This window comes from Paraburkholderia sp. BL6665CI2N2 (genome assembly GCF_004366535.1).
Classification (GTDB): Bacteria; Pseudomonadota; Gammaproteobacteria; order Burkholderiales; family Burkholderiaceae; genus Paraburkholderia.
This window is the reverse complement of record NZ_SORC01000001.1, coordinates 3,593,005-3,608,544: the sequence shown is the minus strand read 5'-3', so window position 1 is coordinate 3,608,544 and position 15,540 is coordinate 3,593,005. Positions and strand designations below refer to the sequence as shown.

The following is a 15,540-nucleotide window of genomic DNA, read 5'->3' as shown; positions in this document are numbered from 1 at the left end:
GATTGCCTTCGGACAATCGCTCTTCGACGTCGAGAGACGGCGCGACAGGTTTTGATATTACCGATGCCGCGCTAGCGGCACGAAAGCGCGGCTGAATGAACCATAGTCTTGGCCGATATCGTCAAGATTCACCGGCCGCCGGACGAATGCCCATTCCTTCGGTCGCAAAACCTACGGAGGTGTTGGACGTATCCGCGGCAGATCAGTCTGTCAGCCTGCGGTCACTGGCGAGCGCGCAAGCAGATATTCTTCGAAATCGGCGGCCACTTCCGGGTGACGCAAGGCGAACTCGACGGTTGCCTTCAGATAACCCAGCTTGCTGCCGCAGTCGAAACGCGTGCCGTGATACTTGTACGCCAGCACCTGTTCGTCGGCGAGCAGCGACTGAATCGCGTCGGTGAGTTGCAATTCGCCGCCCGCGCCCGGCTTCAACGCACGCAGATGGTCGAAGATGCGCGGCTTCAGCACATAACGGCCGACCACGCCGAGATTCGACGGCGCCACGCTCGGCTCCGGCTTTTCGACGATGCCCGACATCTTGATGATCGAGTCTTCCCACTTCTTGCCGTCGACGATACCGTACGACTTCGTCTCCTGAGCCGGGATCTCTTCGACGCCGATCACCGAGCTGTGATAGTGGTCGAACACCTCGATCATCTGCGTCATGACGGGCGGCGTGCCGTACAGCAAGTCGTCCGCGAGAATGACGGCGAACGGGTTGTGGCCCACCAGCTTTTCGGCGCACATCACCGCGTGGCCCAGGCCCAGCGCTTCCGGCTGACGCACGTAGAAACAGTCCACATGGCTCGGCTTGATGCTGCGCACGAGTTCCAGCAGCTTGTCCTTGCCGCGCGCCTCGAGTTCGGCCTCGATTTCATATGACTTATCGAAGTGGTCCTCGATCGCGCGCTTGCTGCGGCCCGTGACGAAGATCATTTCGGTGATGCCGGCCGCCATTGCCTCTTCGACCGCGTACTGGATCAGCGGCTTGTCGACAATCGGAAGCATCTCTTTCGGGCTCGCCTTCGTGGCGGGAAGGAACCGGGTGCCGAGACCCGCCACCGGAAATATGGCCTTGGTAACTTTGAGCATGAGTTGTCCGGGGTGTTCGCGATATAGACGTTAGAGAGTAGCCGGCCTTCCAAGACGGGCCAAAGCGGAGCTGACCAGGCAGTGTTTGCGTAGCGTCGGATAGATCGACTCGGGTGGTCGAGCGTAACCATAGGGGCGAAAACCGGCTATGGATGCGAGGTGGCGGAAGAGGCGCCACTTTTGGCTAAAGCGGATACGTGAAGGCCTGGCGGGGAATACCACGGCGCAGGGCGTATAGCGCGTGGATCCATGGCATCGATGACAGCGGCGAGGCTCTGTTGCGATCCAGTCCGCGCATAACGATGCTAGAAATAATCTCTTCGCGGAAAGTTCGGGAGAAACGGGCGGCCAACGGAATTGCGACGTGCTTTACCGGAGGAACTTAGCCGAGACGTTCGCTCAAGATTGCTCCGCGGGAGCCGGTGCCCTGCCCAAGCGGTAATCGGTGGGTGTCGTCGCAAGATACTTCCTGAACAACTTGGCCAGCTGACCGCCGCTGCCAATGCCACAACGTCGCGCAATCTTATCGACAGGCAAGCGCGACTCCACGAGCATCCGGCAACTCATGTTAAGACGAGCGCGAAGCAGATAGTCGGAGGGGGTCATCCCGATCTCGCTCTTGAAGCGGCGCAGGAAGTTGCGCTCGCTCATCGCGGCCACCTTCGCGGCCGCGTCGATAGAAACGGGCCGGTCGACGTTTGCCTCCAACCAGCGCGCCGATGTCATGATCTTTTCACTGACTTTCGGCGCTCCGCTGCGGCAAATGGACGTGTCCCAAGGCACATCCTGCTGAGGCGCAACCGATTCAGCGACATGACGCGCCACTTCCAGTCCCATATCCTCTTCCACGATACGCAGTGCTGTGGCGACCTCGGTTGGAGCTTCGCTCAGTGCCCGTGCTTGATAGTAGTCGCCCGTTTCATCCTCGCCATATAAGAGGGCACAGTAGCGGCTGGGAAGCTTTGCTGCTTCCAATAACAGCCTGCCCTCGGCGATCGGATGAACGATCTCGCTGAACGGATGCCTGCGGCGCAGCCAATTGCTAAGGCGTTCGTCGCGGCACGCATGCGGTACGCCCGCGCCGCCTGCAATAAACAGCAGATGTCTGTCATTCCTCACCTGATGCGAGTCGACACTTTCAGTCCAGACGAATACCGAAGACGAGCTTGCGATACGGCCGCCTGCTGCCGACAGCAAAGAAACGTCGTAACGCGCGCGATGTAATTGCTGTGATGCGCTGAACGCATTCGCTTTCTGGAAAATCTCGATGATTGCCGCGACTTTTGGCAGTGCAAATCCGTTGAATAACGCTATGTCGACGTGAGTCATCTCACGCGTCTGTGCTCCCACGGCACTTTGCCGCGAACAGCGCGGCAGAGTATGTACCAGCTCCATTTGTTTTCCCCCGGAATGTTTTAGCCTTCGAAGCCCCGCCCTGGACTCTGTATTTTTCTTATCTTTTGCATGCTAACCATCAATTCTAGCTTAATTATTACATGTCCGATTTGGCCAACACATTGGCTGTTCACGACCTGACCGCAGAAATTCCGTTTTAGCGGAGAGAATCCGTTATCCGATACATCCGCAATCCGTTTGGACAGGATTTATGCGTATATGCATAAATTTACCCGTGAAATGAGACGGAATGTATAGCACATTTATAGATATGGGTTATGCGAGAACGCGATATAAAACGAATCGCCAGAACGGTGGCCGCCGCTCCGCTCAACCTTTACGGGATGTCACTCGAGCCGATCTTTTTCAAGGTAGGGCTTTCCTGGGTAATTTGCGGCAAAAACTCCAGCTATCATGGGATTGCCACTGCCAGTTCACCCGCCTAAAAACCGGTTCCAAGCAGAATTTTTCGGCGGTTTGCCATTTTCTCAACGCGCAGGGCTAAATAAGTCCTGAACGTAGCCGATAACGCATTCATGCGTATAGAAGAAATTCAGACAATCGTTAGTGCCGCTTCCGAGACGGCCGATTCCATCGTCGGCGCGCGTGAGTGGACTACGGCCGAAGATGCGAGTGCTATGCGCGATCTGATCTTCTGGGATATGCTTGCCAAACAATTGCCCGATATAAGCGTTGCCGATCTGCTGGCCATTCTTAAATAGCACCGTGCGAGGCTCGCTCAAGATGAGGCAACACTTCGCATCGCACGGATCCTATTGTTTCCGCTCCACTCAATTCATGTACCACTTGTCGACGTATCGGGTAAATGCGTAGATCGTGTCCGCTTTCAGCACAACGTCTTTAGACGAACGCGTCACGATGCCCGATCCGTGAACGATCGTCACATTCGGATTCCCCAGTACGCGAATCGTTTGACCATCGGCGGCGCCGGAAAAATACGAGATGTCCGTGGGCGTCATGTAGTTATCAAGCACAACGAGACCTGAGCCGGTGACGTTGACGATCCGCGTCCCAGCCGGAGGCTTGATGGTGAGCGGCGCGCCCGACACGCTCGACCCTTCATGGTTCTGCACCAGGAACAATCCAGCCTGATTGAAGCTGCCCGCGCAGGCGAAGTATTGATTACGCGCATCCGGATCGGATTCGCTGACGTAGTCCTCGAAACCATACTTCTGAAGACGCTCTTTTCGACCCTCGGAGCGGCATGACGTCAGCACGTTCGAGCGCGATTTCGACGACATGTAGAAGCCGCTGTAGGTGCCGACCTCGGCGGAACTATTGTTGTAGCCGAAACATGTGCTCCATATGGCGCTGCCATCCACATAGAAGCCATGGCCGATATTGGAGTCGCCACGGCATTGCGAAATGCGGTGCTGTGATCCTCGCAACGGTGCGATGTAGATACCGCGTTCGGCATCCTCGCCAATGCAATTCGACAGGAAGTTATTTGCCCCGCCCACGACAATCCCGCACAGAAGAAGGTCCGGCGTGACCAGGCCGCGACCAGCGATCAGAGAAGGGTTGGCTTCGATGCGGTTGAGGAAATCGTCGGTGCCGAACGTTTCGATGCATCCGGAAATTCGGTCGCGCTGGCGATTGAGCAAGACGTTCGTCGTCAGAATATCTTCAAACACGACACCAAACCCTGCGAGGTGCTGAAAGCCCTGATCGGCGAAATTGTTGGCGGTGCAACGTCGTAGAGCCGCCCATTTGACCAGTTGAAAGCGCACCCCGCCACCGGGGAAATTGGCGCCGCGTCCTTCGAAATTAATGCCGCTGATGCCGATTCCGCGCACGAGCGTCGCCGGCGTATCGACCACGAAGCCGTGGTCTGCCTGTACCAGCGTTACGCCGGAAATGTGACCCGGAAGATAGCCGAACATCGTGCTACTCGATACAAGCGACACGCCGTTCTTCAGCACGACATTGCAGCGATAACGCCCGGCAGGAAAGCGAACCACACCGCCGCCACGTGTTTCGAGCAGGTCGATCGCAGACTGGATCGCCGCGCTGTCGTCGGTGCGGCCATCGCCCTTTGCACCAAATCGTTTGGGATTGATGTCGGCGTCGTTCAACTCTTCGGCCACCGTCCGGACGATACTCGTCGGCGCGGCCGCCTTGAATGCGATTGATTGAGCGTTGCTTGCTCCAGACGGCGTGTCCTTCGATAACCCCGTATCTACGGATGACGCGTCCGGTTTCGTTTGCCCGTTGACGGCCGCCGCCGCGCTGAGAATCGTGCCTGCGAGGGCACCCTTGATTACCTGTCGTCGGTTAGTCACGGTATGACTCTCTGTCGTCAATCATTTATTGCGCGCAACGGCGTTGCTCACGAGTTCCCTGACCAGAACGGTTGGGAAGACTAATGCGTCGTGTGCATAGCGGCGCAACAGACGCCGGGGTTCGGTGACGATCCGGTGCAACCATTCGAGGCCAGTCCTGCGCATCCAGACCGGCGCGCGCACCTTCTCGCCTGCAATGAAGTCGATCGTCGCGCCCGCGCAGATCGCCACCTTTGCGCTGATGCGCGCCCTGTATTCATGCACCCATAGCTCCTGCTTGGGCGCACCAAGTCCAACGATCAACAGATCCGGTTCAGCTGCGGCGATTTCGTCGAGAATGCGATCGCACTCGGACGGCAATGTCTCGAATCCGAAAGGAGGGCAATACGTACCGACTACAAGAACGTTCAACCAGCGTTGCGCAATGATCCGCGCGGCGCGCTCCGCGACACCTGGGCCGGCGCCTAGCAGAAACACGCGCATCGGCTGATTCATTAACCGCGCCTGATGAAGGATACTGGGTACGAGATCGCTGCCGGGCACTGTTTCCTTTAATGCGCGTCCCATCATCCGCGATGCGAGTATCAGCGGCTTACCGTCTGCCAGTATCATCGAAGCGTCTGCATACGCAGCCTGGAATGCCGGCGAGTTTCGAAGTTTGACGATATGGTCCACGTTCGGCGTGACCACGTAACGGCATCCTGTGCGCGGCGATTCAAGCCACCGTGCCAACGTCTTTGCGGCCGTATCCATTGAGATGGCGTCTATCTCTATCCCGAACATCGTGCATTTGGTGGTCATTTAACAGGCCTCCGGTCGATAAGACGTGACGAAGCGCTCCGACAGGATTTATTTCTGTCGGAGAATTTGGATAACTAAGTAAATGAGAATCTTGTCGAATCTGCCTTGTATCGGCCCGATACACGCAAGATCGCGCGGTGAGATCCGCTGGCCCGCCTCTATGGAAGCAAGCGCGAGCAGCGCTTAAGCGCTATGCGGTGCCGGTTCTGCCATAGCGGTCCTCAAGCCGAACGATGTCGTCCTCGCCGAGATACGCTCCGGATTGAACTTCGATCAGCTCAAGTGGGATCTTTCCCGGATTGAACAGTCGGTGCGATATCCCAACGGGAATATAGGTAGACTGGTTTTCCGTCAACAAGTCCTCGCGGTCGCCGTTCGTAACCAACGCCGTGCCCTTGACCACGATCCAATGCTCGGCTCGATGATGGTGCAGTTGAAGACTCAACTGAGCGCCGGGATTGACAACGATCCGTTTGACCTGGAAGCGCTCGCCCTGGTCGATGGATTCATACGAGCCCCATGGGCGCGTCACGCGCCGATGGGTAACGGACTCGCGCCGTCCCGTTGCGTTGAGGCTGTCGACGATAGTCTTCACGTTTTTGGCCAGATCGCGATGGGCGACGAGCACAGCGTCTGCCGTTTCGACGATTACCAGGTCGCTGACGCCAATTGCCGCGACCATGCGGTGTTCAGCGCGGATATAGGAATTCGATACGGAATCTTGCAGCACGTCGCCTATAAGCGCATTGCGCTGCTCGTCTTGCGGCGCAATCTCATGCAGTGCGGACCACGATCCGATATCGCTCCAGCCGAGATTGTCCACAGAGATAACCGCCGCGCGATCGGTACGCTCAAGAACCGCGTAGTCCACCGAGATGCTGGGACATTCGGTGAAGGCATCTTTGCCGAGTCTAAGAAATTGCAGGTCAGGACGTGCATCTTTGTAAGCCTGATCCGCGAGACGGGCAACGTCTGGCTCGTATCGTTTCAGTTCGTCCAGGTAGACGGCTGCGCCAAACAGAAAAATCCCGCTGTTCCACAAGTAATCGCGACTAGCCAGCAACTCGGCAGCTAGCGCGGCGTCAGGTTTCTCGACGAAGGCGCTGACGTTGTATGCCTCGTGCTCCATGTCCGCCAACGACTCACCCTTGCGGATATATCCGAACCCGGTGTGCGGCGCAGTCGGCACCACTCCGAATGTGACGAGCCGTCCATCGCGCGCCAGAGCAATGCCGGCTTCGACGGCGTTGTGAAACGCGTCTACGTTTTGAATGACGTGATCGGACGGCAGTACCAGCAACAGTGCCTTGGGATCATGCTGGACAGCGAAATGTGCCGCGGCCGCAATCGCCGCCGCGGTGTTTCTCGAAACTGGCTCAAGAATGATCGCAGAGACGTCGAGAGCAATTTCCTTTAATTGATCGGCAAGCTGAAAGCGGTATTCGGCATTTGAAACCAGAACCGGTGGCTTGGTGTTGTCGAGGGCATTGACGCGTTTGAGCGTAGTCTGCAGCAGCGAGTGCTCGCCCGCCAGCGTAAGGAACTGTTTTGGTTGACCGCCACGAGACATCGGCCACAACCGCGTTCCACTGCCGCCACATAGAACAACTGGGAAAATGCTCATGTGCTTCTATCCTGTGTGCCTCGTTCGGTGTGACTCTACTGAGCAACCTATGTGTTGTGCGTCGACTGTCTTTATTCGACATACTTTTGGCAGATCCGGGTAACCCACTACAACCGCTTTGAAAATGGGCTTCGTGAGACATGTCGGACCTATTGCCGGCCGGCTACCGACGGATAGTCTCGATAGGCGAGAAGCATGAAGATGAAGATAGACAGACCGAGTGGTTCGATCATCAGCAAGCCGGCGAAAACGGCAAAAACAAGTGGCGCCATAGATCCGAAATCCCTACGCACCCGGAGCCAGAGAACCCAGCAATAGATCACGGTGACAGGTACGCCGTATTTGTAGATCATGCCGGTAATCGAGTTCGATATGCCGGCGTCGTTCTCCTTGATGTACCCATACTCGTCCAGTGCAAGTGCGTTGTAGGCGTCGAGATCGCCGCTTGGACGGCCGAGCAGCAAGCTGTCAGCTGCGGCGCGCGCCCCGAGTGTCATGTCGTTGATTCGCACGGTGATACTCGAGTCGCCTTGCAGCGAGCGGCCGAAGAGGGTCGAGAAGGCGTCGTCGATCGCGCCAGGGGCGGCCAGTACAAGTGCCACCACAATGCCCAACATGACGGCTGCGAGATTTGCGAGGCGCGGCTGGCGCTGATGCACGAAGCAATAGGCAGCGAATGGCATCAAGACCGATAAGGCCCCCATGGATTGAGTGGAGAGAGCGGCCAGAAGAAATACCCAGTTGGGTCGTTTCTTGTACTTCAGACAGTTGTATGCAAAGGCCATCGTCAGCATGACGCCGTAAACACCGGCTTCCCAGAAGATGCCCTGATTGCGGTAGTGATTGAAGCGCTGCAGATCGGTCGAGCGGACGTAGAGAAGGCCGAAGACCGTGCTGTATTCGTCATCGATATGGCGTGCGATGCCGGGGGCCACGTACGCGAGCGGATAAAGGACCAGCGAGATGATCGCCATGTAATACATCACGTCAACGAAAAGCTCGCGGAAGTCGCGGCGTGTCCGCTTGAAATAGATGCACGCGACGCCCGCGATCAGCGCTTTTAGAATGACGAAGAGTTCCTTGTCGTCGATCTGAAAGTCCTGCGCGTAGCTGGCAACGAAGATCGCGATAACCAGAATCCCGTAGCTTCCGCGGATTGCTCGAGGAAAACGTACGGATACCAGGAAGCTGCAAAATAGAACGACCACGATTGCGGCGATCATCGCGGAATTGCCAACTCGAACCACAACGATCCAACCGCCGCTGACAAGCAGGATTGCGGTCAGCAGTAACGAGGCGCGGATTTCGCGTCGGAAGAGGGCATTAAGCATGATTGATTTCGGTTGTGACACTAGCGGGACAGGCGTTGCGCGCAGAAGGCCCGCCCTTTAACCATTGCCTATGATCCGGATGCCAGTGTCGAACCACGCGGGCGGGTGCGCCGACGGCGACGCAGAAATCGGGGATGTCGCTCGTGACGACGGCGTTAGCGCCGATCACACAGTTGCGGCCAATTCTGGCTCCGAGTATTGCGACGTTTTCGCCAATCCACGAGCCATCCCCGATGCTGACCGGGCGGCGCTGAATCAGGTCTTGTGTCTTGACCGGTTTGTGGATGTCTTCGTATCCGTGAATATAATCGGCGACATAGACCCGATCGGCGATCAGTACGTCGCATCCGATTTCGATCGACTGGGTGACAATAATATGTGCGCTGTTGCCGATGTATACACGGTCGCGGATCTCAAGTCTGGGTTGCACGGAGAACGCGTGAATCGTCTCGATCCATGCGAAGTTGTTAATGAAGACGTCAGTGCCGATCGCGATGTTGTCCGATCCGTCGATCCGGATTGGCCTGAGAATGCGGGAACGTGCCCCGAACCGAGCGAAGAAAAATGGATACACGACGCTCTGAAGTGACGTCCGAAGACGATTCCGGATCTTGAAGAAGATGCCTATGTTCACGTGTCTATTCCGTTTGTGTACGTTTGGCGTGGGGCTTCAGGAGGGTGGTGATCTCACGTCGGTAGAACGACAGCGACGGATAGACGCAGATACCCAGAACCTTCCACGCCACAAATCCCTCTACGAGTTTTTCGCCCGCCAGTGCGAGAGCGGTAGCGAGTGCCGCGCCGGTCCCGCCAAGCGTCGGTACGAGAATCGCGGCAAGGGCAATGCACGCCAGGGTCGCTATTACCATCGCGTTACGGATGACTCTCTCCAGTCCGTGAACGACCAGTAAAGGCCGTATCGAACCGCTTGCGACCACGGCGAGTTGTCCCGCGCTCAAACATAGAAGGGGGCCGTAACCCGCCCCAAAGTCGTTGCCGAATAGTCGCAACAGTTGGTGACCCGATATGACCAGGACGACGAAAAGACCCGACACCAGGATCAGCAGTGCAGCCGATACTCGTTGAACAATCCACTCGATATCGTGCTTGCTGGCGGTGCCACGCATCATCGAAAGTTTGGGCCCCACTAGCGCGTCGATGGGTGGGACCAGAAAGCCGGAAAGCGTCAGCGCAACGCGTTGTGCGACCGAATACCCGCCCACGTCGGAAGGAGAAGAGTGGATGCCCACCGCAAAAACCGCGATCCAGAGCAGCGCCATCTGGCAGGTGTTGCCGATCAGCAGCGGCAGTGCTGGCCGCAGTAATCGGACATTCCATACCGGGCCGATCGGACTGGTGACACCACCGGCACTGCGCATGAACCTGCTGAAGGGAATGTACGCAATAGCCAGGTTGACGGTCGATGCGCCGACGAAGATATATGCCGCCGTCACCGCGTTCGACGGCGGCATGCAGAATAGTGAAAGGAACGAGAGGAGCGGTACCCAAACGCTGAACACGGCAATGCTTCTTTCCGGCTTGCCGATGATCTGCAGAAACGGTACGTGCATCATCGCGATTGAAGTCGGTAATAACGCTACTGCGAACCACACCAATACAGAGGCAAGTTCCTGCTTATGAAAGACGTACAGCGCGAGGGGTTTCGATAGAAGAATGACCGTCAGCGTGAGGGCGAGACTCGCGACAGCGGCGAGGAGCATGGTTTGGCGGTACAAGCTTCGTAGCTGTGCCCACTGACGATCGCGTACCATCGGACCACCTTCGCGAATCACGATCTGTTCGAGGCCGAGACGGCAGAATGTCGACAGCACCGACAGAAACCCCAGGCCAATCATGTAGAGACCCGTCTGCGACGCGCCGAGGTAACGGCCGAGAAAGATCACGAACGAAAAATTCGTCACCGCGCCCGAGAGTCTGAAGACGAAACTCGACGCAATACGTTTGACAATGCTCGGCGACGGCGGAAGTCCGGCTGCTTTCATAACTGTTTATCGAGTCTCAACGCGGAGCGACTCGATTACGCGCGCAGCGATACCGCGCGTATAGCCGAGATCGATGTCGGTAAAGTGGCCGGGGAAGAAGTACCGGTCGACCAGCGCGCCAAGCAACATGTTCGGCGCGGGATTGGACCGGTCGGTGGGGTGTTCGATTAAATGTCCGAGTTCGGCTGGCGTACGTGCCGGCAGAATTCCGTTGAGATGATCGTAAAACGATTCGCCGAGCACGATGACCCTGTGGCCGGCCGCGAAAGCATCAAGTCCCGTCAACGAATTGACCGTGACGGTTATACATGTCCGGGCAATATCCTCGGGAAGCGACCGGCCGCTGAGTTCGATTCTCTCCAGGCGTTCCACCAGCGCATAGAATGCCGCGCTGTATTTGCGGCGGTACAGCGGATGCTCACGGACGACGACTTTCCAGTCCGGTGGGATACCCGACATGACGAACTCGATCAATCCAGCGTCGCTGAGCTGAAGTGGATTGTGATAGATGTTGTTCGCGTCTTCGGGCACCTGCATTGCGAGAAGGAGCGTCTTTCGCCGGTCGGACACGGTGTCCGATTGGCGCACCAATGCCTTGTAACGCGCAGACGGGCACTTCTTCAGGCGATACGGTCGGAGATCGGGAGGCAGTAACCCGGTAAGCCGCGATTGTGCAACGACAAGCTTGTCGACCGTCGAGTACAGACGATTGTTCCATCTCGGACGCTGACCAGGTACGACCAGCTCAGGACCCGTCGCAGGAAGATCGGCAAGAGCCGTACGGAACGAACAATTCGCGTTGACTCCCTCGCGATCCAGTAGCGTGGTGCGATACGGTCCCTGCTCAAAAAACCACGTCGTCGCACGCGAATCGGCCAGGGTGCGCATCAATACCTCGGCGGGCAAACGTGTGTCGCCACTCAGAATGGCTACGTCCGGATCGAACTGCTCGATCACCGATCGGCTCACGTCGAGCATTTTCCGCGCGTGGCGGTCAAGCGCGTCCCGTTGCGAATCGGTCATACCGGGATCGGACGAGTGGAAGCGGATCAGAGCCGAAATGACGTCAGGGTCGGTCGAACGGTCCTTCGCCCTCTTCAGAAATGCCCTCCACGACAGCGCCTTGGTCGCCCGCCCATGCAACCGGAAGTACGCCCACGCACTCGGGAAAACGGCCAGATGGAGAAATTCGACGTTGGGATCCAACTGCTTCCATGCATCCTCTATCGCGCAGAAGAAGCGCGCCATTGGATGGTAGTAAACCAGCGTGACAACTTTAGTTTTCATAGTGTGTGAGCGAGCCAGGCGCCGGCCGGATACGATGTCGAACGTGGTTATGCGACAGCCCGTTTCATCAGAAGCGCGTCGCGTAATGCGCGAAGTTCGATCTTGTGACGTGCCGCCGCATGAAAAACGGTCAACACGATTGCCGACGCGGCGACAGCCAGATTGCGTGTTTTCAATCCGCAGTAAAGCCAGTTGCGCGTCAAGTAATAACGTGAAAAATCTGAGCGGCTGCCGCCCGTCGAAGAGCTGATCTTGTGCTGAAGATGAATGGTCGGCGTGTAATACATCTTGATTCCGGCCTTTTTCAATTCGAGGCAGAAGATCGTATCGTCGTAGTAGACGAAGAGCTCTTCCCACATCCGGATTCCCGACTCTTTTAACGGACGCGATTTGACGATGAGCGAGCAGGTTGGCGCGTAGTCAACCGGATACAACAGATTTTTGGTCAGTCGATCGGGTTTGTTATGGCCGAAATGACGGCAGCCGCCTTTGAGGTAGCTCAGCTTGCCACCGGCATACCACGGCTTGCCGGGCGTGTCATAGTAAAAGCTCTTTGGCGCGAGCGCGTCGACGTGTGGATTGGCATTCAGAATATCCGCTTGCTGCTGGAGGAAATCGGCGTTGACTTCAATGTCGTTGTTCAGGAAGAGGACATGCGTGAAGCTCTCATCCGGAAGAAAGAAGTCCAGTCCCTGGTTGTTCGCCGTGGCCACACCGAGGTTCGATTTGTTGCGAATGAATGTGAACGGAACCTTCAGATCTGCGCGAATTGCGGCTTCGCAGGACTGGTTGTCGACGTCGTTCTCGATACAGAGGACATGAAAATCTGTGAATCGTTGAGCGTTCATGCTCGCAATAAACCCTGCGATCACCGGGTCCGATTTGAAAAGCACGGTCACAATGCCAATTTTCATCACGAATTTCCTTGAAGAGTGAGGGCGCTTAGTTCAACAGCCCGCGACTGCGCATCTCGGCGACCGATTGGTCGTAGCCTGCATCAGAGATGGTTTGTTCCTCGACCCATTTGCAGAAATGCATCGCACCTTCTGCAAACGACACCTTCGGCTCGAAGTCGAGCTCCTTGCGAATTTTTTTCAAATCCGCGTAGTTATGGCGGATGTCGCCGAGACGGAAATTGCCCGTGATGTTGAGCGCGCCGGTCGCGCCATAGAAGCGCTTCAGCGTTTGCGCGACCTGAAGCACGCTCGTTGCTTTACCGGATCCGACGTTGTAGGCGACACCGGCTTTATTCGTTGCATCGAGCGCGAGCACAATGGATTCGACGATGTCGTCGATATAGACGAAGTCGCGGCTCTCGAGGCCGTCTTCGAAAATGTTGACGTCTTTGCCCTGAAGCAGCAGCGTGGAGAAGATGGAGAGAATGCCGGTGTACGGGTTACGCAGCGACTGGCCCGGTCCATACACGTTCTGAAAACGGAGTGCGATCGCGCCGATATCGAGCGTCTCGCAGACGGTCAGAACCAGTTGTTCCTGAAACAGTTTCGTGATGCCGTAGACAGAGCTGGGATGCGTCTTGGAGGTCTCGTCGGTTGGGACCAGTTCGAGGCGTTCGCCGGTTTCCGGGCAAAGGCAATCATACAGTCCGAGACGCATGTCAGAGGCTTTCCGCGTGCCCGGATATACGTAGCCCGCGTGGCCGCGGTATTTGCCTTCGCCATAGATCGAACGGGACGACGCCACGATAACCCGGCGGACGGTGCCATGCCCGGCGTCGCGCGCTTCGGCGAGTAAATCGAGCATTAGCGACGTGCCGCGGACGTTGGTCTCGACATAGTGGTCGATCTGGTACATGGATTGACCAGTACCCGTTTCCGCAGCCAGGTGAATGACGGCTTCCTGACCTTCCAGCGCGGCCTGCCAGTCTTCACGGCGACGCACGTCGCCTTTGATGAAGCGCACGGATTCAGGCAACGACTTGAACAGCGGGGATTCATCCGGATTAGTCCCGTGAATCTGCGGAGAAAGGTTGTCCAGTACCGTAACAGTGTCGCCGAGGCGGTTAAGCGTACGCGCGAGTGCACTGCCGATAAAGCCGGCACCGCCGGTGATCAGGATATTCATGCGAGCTCGAAGATTGAGATAAAGGTCAAAAAATGGCTGCTTTTACTGTGAATCGCAGCGCTGATCCCGGGACGCGAGACACGGATTTGGCGACTGGCAAATCCGGAATGCGTGCAGGTCGAAAGTAACGCATGCCGTCAATACGCTTGGGCGCCACTGAAACCATGGATAAAGGTTTTCAGAACGATCTTGAGATCGAGACCGAACGTCCAGTTCTCGATGTAATAGAGATCGAACGCGATTCGTCCTTCCATCTTTTCGATCTTGTCGGTTTCGCCGCGATAGCCGTTGATTTGCGCCCAACCCGTAATGCCAGGTTTGATCCTGTAGCGAAACATGTAGCCGTTCACGAGGTCTTTGTAGAGTTCGTCGTGCTGCAACGCATGCGGGCGCGGACCGACTACGGACATGTCGCCTTTGAGGACATTGATGAACTGCGGCAACTCGTCGAGACTGGTCTTGCGTAGCAGCGCGCCTATCGGCGTCACGCGAGGATCGCGCCGTTTGGCCTGAGTCAACTGGCCGGCATCTTCGGAATGGACCACCATCGTCCGAAACTTGTAGATCTGGAATTCGTTGCCGTTCGCGCCCTTGCGCCATTGGCGGAAGAAAACCGGACCGGGCGAGGACAGCTTCACGAGAATTCCGATGACGAGCATCAGCGGCAACAAACAGAGCAGCGCAAGAGCCGCGAAGGTGCGGTCGAAAATCTGTTTGGGTACAAAACGTGGATCTGCCGACGGTGAGGCCAATAGATTGATTGCGGATAGCCCGACGACCTCGGAGACCGAGTGGTTGAAAAGGGAAATGTCACGCACGTTCGGAATGAAGCGGACGTTCACGAAGTCATGCCGGAATGCGTTCAATACGGCGTGTACCCGCGCTTCTTCCCGCAGCGGCAGAACGAGCCAGATTTCCTTGATGCTTCGGGTGCGCACCGCATCGGCAAGTCCGTCGAGAGAAGCGATCACCGGAAGTCCGCCGGCATACGTGGAGGCCTGCGGATCCTCGTCGAAGACACATTCCGGAGAGAAGCCCGACTGGGCGTTCTTACGCAAGCGATCGATCAACGTAAGGCTGAGCGGATTCGCGCCGACGATGGCGACCGGTTGGACATTGATGCCGCGTCGCCATAGCTGTTTCGACAAGTGATATTGCGTGAGCCGCAAGGTGACGAGGAGCGCAAGCGACGTGACGAGCCACGTCCCGCACCAGAGTCGCGACAGGGTGTGTGCCTGATGTGTCGTGAAGACCAGTACGAGTCCAAGGACGAAGACGGCCACCCAGCCGATCGTGACGAGCGTCACCATCTCCAGCGGATTCCGTCCTCGCCAGGATTGATAGATACCCAACGTGGGAAATAGCAGAGCGGTCATCGCCGTGTTGAAGGCGACGAGAAGCAGCGTCGAGTTACTCCATGCAGTGAAGTCTTCGAAACGGAATACATACGCAATCTCGGCGCCCGCCAATACGAGACACGCATCAAGCAACGCGAAGAGAAATTCAGGTGCGCGAGTACCGGGATGAAACTCAAGCGGTTTGACTGATTGCATTTTCATTCCCCTAGCGATTTGTTTGCAGGCGCTAACCGGTTTTGCGTCGCATCATAACCACGAGGTTGG

The 15,540-nt window shown here is 56.9% G+C and carries 13 protein-coding genes and 1 pseudogene; 1 reads left to right on the top strand and 13 read right to left on the bottom strand.

Annotation, left to right across the window (positions count from 1 at the left end; translation table 11 throughout):
• Positions 1-210 precede the first annotated feature (210 nt).
• Together galU and B0G81_RS16080 are read right to left on the bottom strand one after the other, a co-directional pair.
• Positions 211-1,092, bottom strand: a complete 882-nt coding sequence (gene galU, locus B0G81_RS16085; RefSeq protein ID WP_134137386.1) for a UTP--glucose-1-phosphate uridylyltransferase GalU — start codon at positions 1,090-1,092, stop codon at positions 211-213.
• A 399-nt stretch (positions 1,093-1,491) separates the two neighbouring features.
• The gene (locus B0G81_RS16080) at positions 1,492-2,487 is read right to left on the bottom strand and encodes a helix-turn-helix domain-containing protein (RefSeq protein ID WP_134137384.1); all 996 of its coding nucleotides are present in this window, start codon (positions 2,485-2,487) and stop codon (positions 1,492-1,494) included.
• A gap of 536 nt (positions 2,488-3,023) precedes the next feature.
• Here B0G81_RS16080 and B0G81_RS16075 point away from each other — a divergent pair.
• The gene (locus tag B0G81_RS16075) at positions 3,024-3,209 is read left to right on the top strand and encodes a hypothetical protein (protein ID WP_106283119.1); all 186 of its coding nucleotides are present in this window, start codon (positions 3,024-3,026) and stop codon (positions 3,207-3,209) included.
• Between the two features lie 69 nt (positions 3,210-3,278).
• Here the strand turns inward: B0G81_RS16075 and B0G81_RS16070 are convergent, their stop codons facing one another.
• From B0G81_RS16070 to B0G81_RS16025, 11 genes and pseudogenes are all read right to left on the bottom strand, one after another.
• Positions 3,279-4,328 (bottom strand): hypothetical protein, encoded by a 1,050-nt coding sequence (locus tag B0G81_RS16070; protein WP_243856817.1) that lies wholly within the window; start codon positions 4,326-4,328, stop codon positions 3,279-3,281.
• A gap of 105 nt (positions 4,329-4,433) precedes the next feature.
• A pseudogene (locus B0G81_RS44640) lies at positions 4,434-4,595 on the bottom strand (glycosyl hydrolase family 28-related protein); the annotation flags it as partial.
• A 216-nt stretch (positions 4,596-4,811) separates the two neighbouring features.
• Positions 4,812-5,591, bottom strand: a complete 780-nt coding sequence (locus tag B0G81_RS16065; RefSeq protein WP_134137379.1) for a WecB/TagA/CpsF family glycosyltransferase — start codon at positions 5,589-5,591, stop codon at positions 4,812-4,814.
• A 190-nt stretch (positions 5,592-5,781) separates the two neighbouring features.
• Entirely contained in the window at positions 5,782-7,215 is a 1,434-nt protein-coding gene (locus tag B0G81_RS16060) for a mannose-1-phosphate guanylyltransferase/mannose-6-phosphate isomerase (protein WP_134137376.1), read from the bottom strand.
• 149 nt (positions 7,216-7,364) lie between these two features.
• A complete protein-coding gene (locus B0G81_RS16055; RefSeq protein WP_134137373.1) occupies positions 7,365-8,546 on the bottom strand; it encodes a hypothetical protein in 1,182 nt (393 codons plus the stop codon).
• A complete protein-coding gene (locus tag B0G81_RS16050; protein ID WP_134137370.1) occupies positions 8,539-9,180 on the bottom strand; it encodes an acyltransferase in 642 nt (213 codons plus the stop codon). Before B0G81_RS16050 ends, B0G81_RS16055 begins: the two co-directional genes overlap by 8 nt.
• 4 nt (positions 9,181-9,184) lie before the next feature.
• On the bottom strand, positions 9,185-10,549 hold the full coding sequence (locus B0G81_RS16045; protein WP_134137366.1) for an oligosaccharide flippase family protein: 1,365 nt from the start codon (positions 10,547-10,549) through the stop codon (positions 9,185-9,187).
• Positions 10,550-10,555: 6 nt separating this feature from the next.
• Complete coding sequence (locus B0G81_RS16040) at positions 10,556-11,797, bottom strand: capsular biosynthesis protein (protein ID WP_243856484.1); 1,242 nt, start codon at positions 11,795-11,797, stop codon at positions 10,556-10,558.
• Between the two features lie 86 nt (positions 11,798-11,883).
• Positions 11,884-12,750 carry a glycosyltransferase family 2 protein gene (locus B0G81_RS16035; RefSeq protein WP_134143133.1) on the bottom strand — a complete coding sequence of 289 codons (867 nt, stop codon included), beginning with the start codon at positions 12,748-12,750 and terminating at the stop codon, positions 11,884-11,886.
• A gap of 28 nt (positions 12,751-12,778) precedes the next feature.
• Complete coding sequence (locus B0G81_RS16030) at positions 12,779-13,918, bottom strand: NAD-dependent epimerase/dehydratase family protein (RefSeq protein ID WP_134137359.1); 1,140 nt, start codon at positions 13,916-13,918, stop codon at positions 12,779-12,781.
• A 137-nt stretch (positions 13,919-14,055) separates the two neighbouring features.
• Entirely contained in the window at positions 14,056-15,471 is a 1,416-nt protein-coding gene (locus B0G81_RS16025) for an undecaprenyl-phosphate glucose phosphotransferase (RefSeq protein WP_134137356.1), read from the bottom strand.
• Between the last annotated feature and the right edge of the window lie 69 nt (positions 15,472-15,540).

What these genes read in the sequence shown, in the direction of transcription:
- B0G81_RS16035 (WP_134143133.1), bottom strand. Translation starts at nt 12,750, where the DNA reads ATGAAAATTGGCATTGTGACCGTGCTTTTCAAATCGGACCCGGTGATC.
- B0G81_RS16080 (WP_134137384.1), bottom strand. Translation starts at nt 2,487, where the DNA reads ATGGAGCTGGTACATACTCTGCCGCGCTGTTCGCGGCAAAGTGCCGTG.
- B0G81_RS16075 (WP_106283119.1), top strand. Translation starts at nt 3,024, where the DNA reads ATGCGTATAGAAGAAATTCAGACAATCGTTAGTGCCGCTTCCGAGACG.
- B0G81_RS16065 (WP_134137379.1), bottom strand. Translation starts at nt 5,591, where the DNA reads ATGACCACCAAATGCACGATGTTCGGGATAGAGATAGACGCCATCTCA.
- B0G81_RS16025 (WP_134137356.1), bottom strand. Translation starts at nt 15,471, where the DNA reads ATGCAATCAGTCAAACCGCTTGAGTTTCATCCCGGTACTCGCGCACCT.
- B0G81_RS16055 (WP_134137373.1), bottom strand. Translation starts at nt 8,546, where the DNA reads ATGCTTAATGCCCTCTTCCGACGCGAAATCCGCGCCTCGTTACTGCTG.
- B0G81_RS16060 (WP_134137376.1), bottom strand. Translation starts at nt 7,215, where the DNA reads ATGAGCATTTTCCCAGTTGTTCTATGTGGCGGCAGTGGAACGCGGTTG.
- B0G81_RS16030 (WP_134137359.1), bottom strand. Translation starts at nt 13,918, where the DNA reads ATGAATATCCTGATCACCGGCGGTGCCGGCTTTATCGGCAGTGCACTC.
- B0G81_RS16045 (WP_134137366.1), bottom strand. Translation starts at nt 10,549, where the DNA reads ATGAAAGCAGCCGGACTTCCGCCGTCGCCGAGCATTGTCAAACGTATT.
- B0G81_RS16040 (WP_243856484.1), bottom strand. Translation starts at nt 11,797, where the DNA reads ATGGCGCGCTTCTTCTGCGCGATAGAGGATGCATGGAAGCAGTTGGAT.
- galU (WP_134137386.1), bottom strand. Translation starts at nt 1,092, where the DNA reads ATGCTCAAAGTTACCAAGGCCATATTTCCGGTGGCGGGTCTCGGCACC.